Origin of the sequence: uncultured Gemmiger sp., from assembly GCA_944388105.1 — a bacterium.
Taxonomy (GTDB): Bacteria; Bacillota; Clostridia; order Oscillospirales; family Ruminococcaceae; genus Gemmiger.
Map to the genome: position 1 here is coordinate 22,632 of CALXHN010000019.1, position 6,644 is coordinate 29,275.

Genomic DNA, 6,644 nt, shown 5'->3' on the forward strand with positions numbered 1-6,644 from the left:
ATCATTTATACAAGAGCATTTTGGCTTTCAGATGTAAAGATTTCAAGGCATAGAAAAATCCCCTGACCATTGGGCCAGGGGATTGAAATTCGAATGCCAAGCAGGCGATCAGGCAATCACAAAGTAATAAATCAAAGAAACTGCCACAATCAAGGCGCACACAACTGCGGTGATGGGAGGCGCCCAGCGGATAATGCGTTCCGCCATGGCATCGTCTTCGGTCTCTTCGTCGTCATCAACATAGCGACCGCGGCGAGTCTTGGGTTCCTCATCGTATTCGTCCTCATCATCGGTATCGAACATGCGGGTTCCTTCATCTTCGTCATCTTCCGCATCGTCGTCGAACAGGCGCCCGTTAGGAGCGTATTGACGAACACGAGCCATTTCGGCATTGGTAGCTTCTGCGGACGGATCAAACTGCGCAGTAGGCTCTTCGATCTCGTCTTCCTCATTGGCGATAGCCGCTTGTGCAGCAGCTGCGGTAGCTGCCGCACTGCTTTGCTGCGGCTGCGGCGCTGCGGCAGCACTGGCCACCGCATTCAATTCTTGCTGTTGCTGCTCCGCCGCACGGCGGGCTTCCTCCAGGATAGAAGTCAGACTTGCCTTGATGTAGGCGCGGTCACCACCGCACTCACTGCAAACCTGGGCGTTTTCTTCATTGGGATGAAAAGCGCCGCAGGCACAGAACCAACCGTATTCGGTATCCTGAGGCACACAAGTCAGCTGCGGATTACCGGTACGGTTCTGGAGGATCTTGGCAATGGAACCGGGCAGTACACGAGGCTGCGGCAGCCGAACACGTTTATAATCCCGCAGATTCACGCCGCGGCCATTCAGGAAGGCCCGATCCTGTTCCGTTTCCACACTGGAAACCGGCGTATCGCTCACAAAGACCGCATCGTCACTGCCGAAAAGGTCTCCGGGCTGTGCATTCAAATCCTCGTAATAGAAATCATCTTCACACAGAATCTGGCCGGCAGCATCCTTGCATTTGAAGTGGACCACCAAACCGGTCAGCGGCTCGGTTCCTACATTCTTGAAGGTCAGGCAAACGGCCACCTCACCGGTCACGTCACCCTTGAGCAGTTCCACACGAACAAACTGAACCGGGCTTCCCGCCGTATAATAGTTGGCGCGGGACTGTGCCATAAGAGAAAAATTCTGATCCATGATTCAATCCACCTTACCTTGTCATTCTTGGGGCGCTTCGGGGGCGTCCGTCATCTGCGGCTGCACCGCAGGTTCCGCGGCCTGCGATGCGGCAGGGTTGGTCTGAACAGAGGCGACATCCGTTTTGCCAAGATCAAAGGGAGGCAGCTGTCCGCCTTCCATCAGGGTCTTGAACTCCTCGCCGCTGATCTTTTCCCGTTCCATCAGAACGGCTGCCACCTTATGCAGCTCATCCATGTGCTCGGTCAGAATGCGACGGGCCGTCTCATAAGCTTCATCTACAATATCACGAATCTCATTGTCGATCTCTGCGGCAATGTTTTCGCTGTAGCCTTTGCCCATACCAAGATCACGCCCCAGGAAGGTCTCGCTGGGATCCGTACCGTAAACCACCGGTCCCAGCCGCTCCGAGAACCCGTACCTGGTAACCATGGCGCGCGCGGTGTCCGTGGCGCGCTGCAGGTCATTGGAGGCACCTGTAGAAATGTCTTCCAATACCAGCTGTTCTGCCACACGGCCACCAAGCAGGCTGACGATGCTTTCGCTCATGGCTGTCTTGGTCACATAACTGGGATCCTTCTCAGGCAGATACATGGTGTAACCACCGGCTGCACCGCGCGGGATAATGCTGATCTGATGCACCGGATCATGGGTCTTGCAGAAATACCCGGTGATCGCGTGACCGGTTTCATGATAAGCAGTAAGACGCTTTTCCTTGTCGGTCACCACGCGGCTCTTCTTCTCAGGGCCAGCCACCACCTTGATGGAAGCCTCCTCAATTTCCGGTTCGGTAATCGCTTTTTTACCTTTACGGGCTGCCAGCAAAGCGGCTTCGTTGACCAGGTTTTCCAGATCAGCACCGGAGAACCCGGCTGTGGATTTGGCAATGGTCTTGAGGCTCACATCCGGAGCCAGAGGCTTGTTTTTGGTGTGAACCCGCAGAATTTCTTCACGGCCCTTCACATCCGGCAGACCAACATAGACCTGGCGGTCAAAACGACCGGGGCGCAGCAGGGCTTTATCCAGAATGTCCGCACGGTTGGTGGCGGCCATAACGATGACGCCATCGTTTGCATCAAAGCCGTCCATCTCTACCAGCAGCTGGTTCAGGGTCTGTTCCCGTTCATCATGTCCGCCACCGAGACCGGCGCCGCGCTGGCGGCCCACAGCATCAATTTCATCAATAAAGATGATCGAAGGCATGGTCTTTTTCGCTTTTTCGAAAAGATCCCGCACACGGGACGCACCCACACCGACATACATTTCCACGAAGTCGGAACCGGAGATCGCATAAAACGGGACACCGGCCTCACCGGCACAAGCGCGGGCCAGCAGTGTCTTACCGGTACCCGGAGGGCCTACCAGAAGAACACCGTGAGGAATGCGGGCGCCGAGAGAGTTGAACTTGTTGGGCGCCTTGAGGAATTCCACCACTTCCTGCAGCTCAGCCTTTTCCTCGTCAGCACCGGCCACATCCGCAAAAGTTGCTTTTCGCTGTCCCTCCTGCTGGTCCTTGACCTTGGCGCGGCCCACATTCATAATGCTGCCTCCGCCGGCGCCGCCGCGATACATGGACATGAAGAGCAGAACAACACTGCCGATCATGAATGCATACAGCAGGATCTCAAACCAAGGAATGCTGGTCTTGAGGCCCACCATGTCGTACACCATGGGCGCATTCGGGTTGGCGGCGTTGTAGGCGTCAATATAATCCTGAACATATTCAAGGAAGTAGGCTGTATAGGGCAGTTTGTAGGTGACGCTCACCACCCCGCCGTTCTGAGGGCCATACTCCTCACTGCCGGAAAGTTCTGCCAGCAGACCAGTGGCCTGTTTCTGGCTTTCGCTTTGCTCGGGCAGGGCGTATTGTCCTTCTTTCAGACTCAGCTCGATCACACCGGTATTGAGGTCAAGATCAAAATACGTCACCTGATTGGCGGCGAAATAGTTCATGACCTCAGACATCTTCATCGTATTGGAGGAGGAGCTGGACATGGATGTGTAGGTCGTCGCCATGACCAGAACCAGAACCAACAGTACAGCGGTAATAATGATACCGCTGAGGCGCGGTTTATGTTGCAAAAGATCAACTCCTTATACGGGATACGTCATATACTGGCGTTCCACATGATAATGACCGGAAATCACTTGGAATAGACTTCCGGTTTAAGCACCCCTACATACGGAAGGTTGCGGTATTTTTCGTCGTAATCCAAACCATAGCCCACCACAAATTCATCGGGCACCTCAAAACCGCAGTAATCCGGCTCAATATCGGCCTTGCGGCGGCTGGGTTTGCTGAGGATCGTGCACAGACGCAGGCTGTTGGGCTTGCGCATCTGCAGCATGGGCATCAGATGAGACAGAGTGATGCCTGTATCCAGAATATCCTCCACAATCAGCACGTCCTTACCGGATAAGTCCTGATCCAGGTCCTTGATGATCTTCACAAGACCGGTGGAGCTGGTATTGGCACCGCCGTAGCTGGAAACCACCATGAAATCAATGGCGCAGGGGATGGTGACCGCACGCATCAGATCGGCCATAAACACCACAGCCCCTTTGAGAATGGAGACCAAAAGCAGGTCTCGGCCTTCATAGTCGGCACTGATCTGTGCGCCGAGTTCAGCCACTTTGGCCTGCAGCTGTTCTTCCGAAACAAGGATATGGTCAATATCCTGGTGCATAGACTGCATACATCAAACCTCCGTTTTTTCGGTACGGATAACAAGCACTTCCCGCGTAAAACGATCCGGAGCAAAGCCTTCGGCAAAGCCGGATCCCCACAGCCAAACCACCTCACTGCCATCTGCCAGCAACGGCAGCAAAGGACGTTCGTTCATAGGAACGGCGAGCTCATTATAGTATTTTTTCAGCGTTTTGCGCACATGACGATCCCGGGGCCGATAATCATCCCCTGGCTGTCGGGTACGCAGCATAATACTCTTGCTTATTTTAGCATAATCCGCGCAACAGTTTAAGTCTTTTTTGAAAATTGGTGCATTTTTTAGAAAATCTTCATACTTTTCTACCCGCAAAGCGATGGTATAGCCGCCCGGAAGGTGGTATACCCCCGGCCGAGCCGGCTGGGCGGGTGCCGGTGCTGGCGCCGTACCGGACGGAGAGATGCGCACCAGCTCTTTTCCTTCCGGTCCCTTCTGAACCTTATAGGTCACATCCTGCGTCAGCTGCAAAGCGCCCTCTCCCTTGATGACCAGAAAACGAAGCAGGCTGACATATTTCTCTTCCGCATCCCGTACCGGAGAAACCAGACTGTGCAAAGCAGCGTCCAGCACAGGGCCTTCCGCATCCCGCAGCATCTGCAGATCATATCCCCGGGATGTAGCCGCCGCCTGCAAAAGAGCAGCGGCTTCCGCATACAGCCAAGCATCCAGCTGCTGCATCTGGCGGCACAGGCGGCCAATGCAGCGCTCCGCCGCAGGATTGACCGACAAAAGCGCCGGCACTGCGTCATGCCGTACCCGATTGCGTGCATAGGTGTCCCGGGCGTTGGTTTCATCCTGTACATAGCTTTGCCCAAGAGCGGCACAGTATGCCTCCGTTTCGCCACGGGTCAGGCACAACATCGGCCGCACATACACACCCCGGTGCGGCTGTATCCCGCCAAGGCCGTGCAAGCCGGTACCGCGCGCCATACGCAGCAAAATCGTTTCCATCTGGTCAGACATGGTATGTGCGGTCGCAATGTGTGCCTCTTCCCGCGCCGCCAGTTCATCAAACCAGGTATACCGCAATGTACGGGCCCAGTCCTCACTGGGATGCGCCGGAATCTGCACCCCTGCGCGCTTTGCACTGTAAAGGAACAATTCCACGGAACGATCTTCGCAGAACCGGGAAACAAATTTTTCATCTGCATCGGCCGCCGCACCACGGATGCCGTGATTCACATGAGTGGCCAGGACCTCAATGGAAAGAGCCCGACGGCACCGCAGTAAAAACAGCAAAAGGGCCATGGAGTCCGCCCCACCGGAGCAGGCCACGATGACCCTGTCGCCAGACTTGAACAAACCCTGCTGCTTACAGTAGGCAAGCAAGGTCTGTTCGGTCTTGTCAATGACATTTTGAGCATCAATACTGTTCATGAATCTCATCCAAATTGCTGAAGCGTGTATGTGCGCCGTCCCAGCCAAGCCGAACAATGCTGGTTTCACCGTGGCGGTTTTTGGCTACGATGCATTCGGCTTCATTCTCATTGGCCTGTTCGGCTTCGCCGTTCTGCCGATTGTAATACGCGGCGCGATACAGGAAAAGTACCACGTCAGCGTCCTGTTCGATAGAACCGGAATCACGCAGGTCCGACAGCTGCGGACGGTGGTCTGAACGTCCGGTGGTTTTTTCCGCCGCACGGGACAGCTGAGACAGTGCAATGACCGGCACATTCAATTCCTTCGCCATGATCTTCAGGTTTCGGGTGATATCACTGATTTCCTGTACACGGCTTTCCGTACGCTTGGCGCTTTGCATCAGCTGCAGATAATCAATGATGACCAGTCCGATCTTTTCCCTTTTGGGGTCCTGATTGATCTGGCGGATTTTCGCCTTCAATTCCGGCACGGAAATACCGGAGGAATCATCCATGTAAATAGGCACATTATACAACAGCGAAGTAGCCGTTGCAAAATCGTTCCAGTCCGAATTGTTTAAGCGACCGGTCCGGAAAGCCTGACTGTCAATGCCCGCCACACTGGACAGGATACGGTCTGTGAGCTGTTCGCAGGTCATTTCCAAACTGAAAATGATGGTAGGAACTTTTTGCTGCCGCGCCACGTTTGTAGCAATATTCAAGGCAAAACTTGTTTTGCCCATGCCGGGGCGGGCTGCCAGAATGATCAGGTCCGAACGTCCCAGACCAGTAAGCACGTTATCCAGATAGTGGAACCCTGTAGGAATACCTGCAAACTTGTCACGGTCAGTACCGCTGAGTTTCTGCATGGTATCGATAACTTCCAGAAGTGAATCCTGGATGGTCTTCACCCCGGATTTATCCTGTCCACCCCGGATATCATACAGTTTTTGCTCCGCACTTTCCAGCAGCATATCTGCGTCCGGTTCATTGACGGCTTGCTCCAAAGTGGAGCGGGCCGCTTCAATGAGTCGGCGGGTCTGATATTTTTCCTTGACGATCTTAAAATAAGAATCGACGTTGGAAATAGCCGGCAACGTCTCGGCAATATGAGCAATATAGATTTTAGCGTCATCTGCCCCTTTGAAGGCAGGATTTTGCGCCAATGCGTCCACCAGCGTGATGACATCTACCGCTTCGCTGTCCGCGAAGAGCGCACGCATCTGCTCATATACGGCACGGTTCTGGTCCGAATAAAACATATCCGGTTCCAGCTGCGTAATCAGTCGGTTGAGAATGGTCTCATCCATCAGCGCAGCGCCAAGAACGCTCTGCTCGGCCTGCATGTTATAGGGCATCTGTATGCCCAGACTGGACAAACTCAATTCAC

The 6,644-nt window shown here is 54.3% G+C and carries 5 protein-coding genes; all 5 read right to left on the minus strand.

Features of this window, described 5'->3' with window-relative positions; translation table 11 throughout:
- Positions 1 to 108: 108 nt before the first annotated feature.
- Complete coding sequence (locus Q0K17_RS03950; RefSeq protein WP_294540176.1) at positions 109 to 1,170, minus strand: hypothetical protein; 1,062 nt, start codon at positions 1,168 to 1,170, stop codon at positions 109 to 111.
- Positions 1,171 to 1,191: 21 nt separating this feature from the next.
- Positions 1,192 to 3,204, minus strand: a complete 2,013-nt coding sequence (gene ftsH / locus Q0K17_RS03955) for an ATP-dependent zinc metalloprotease FtsH (protein WP_294540184.1) — start codon at positions 3,202 to 3,204, stop codon at positions 1,192 to 1,194.
- 110 nt (positions 3,205 to 3,314) lie between these two features.
- Positions 3,315 to 3,857, minus strand: coding sequence for a hypoxanthine phosphoribosyltransferase (gene hpt / locus Q0K17_RS03960; protein ID WP_294540186.1), 543 nt, complete (start codon positions 3,855 to 3,857; stop codon positions 3,315 to 3,317).
- Positions 3,858 to 3,869: 12 nt separating this feature from the next.
- A complete protein-coding gene (gene tilS, locus Q0K17_RS03965; RefSeq protein ID WP_294540178.1) occupies positions 3,870 to 5,273 on the minus strand; it encodes a tRNA lysidine(34) synthetase TilS in 1,404 nt (467 codons plus the stop codon).
- On the minus strand, positions 5,260 to 6,644 hold a 1,385-nt coding region (gene dnaB / locus Q0K17_RS03970; RefSeq protein ID WP_294540180.1), incomplete at its 5' end, for a replicative DNA helicase. The genes dnaB and tilS, both read right to left, overlap by 14 nt.